This is a genomic window from Streptomyces sp. NPDC002889 (assembly GCF_042888425.1).
In the GTDB taxonomy this organism is placed as follows: Bacteria; Actinomycetota; Actinomycetes; order Streptomycetales; family Streptomycetaceae; genus Streptomyces.
This window is the reverse complement of record NZ_JBIAPT010000020.1, coordinates 1-217: the sequence shown is the minus strand read 5'-3', so window position 1 is coordinate 217 and position 217 is coordinate 1.

Here is a 217-nt window from a genome sequence, read left to right as displayed (position 1 = left end):
GCGGTGACGTGCGCGATAGGCGGCTGTCGGCCGTCCGTGAGCAGGGTTCAGGCCCGCTGGTCACTGGGCGGGGTGAGGAGAGGGCCGGCACGGGTCGAGGCGGTGGGCGGCTGCGGGTGATCGGGGCGCGGGCACTCCCGGGAGCGCACCCAATGCCCGATATCTCCCTCAATGTCCCGTGTATGGATCAGGTCGTGTACGCGGATTCCGGTGAGAC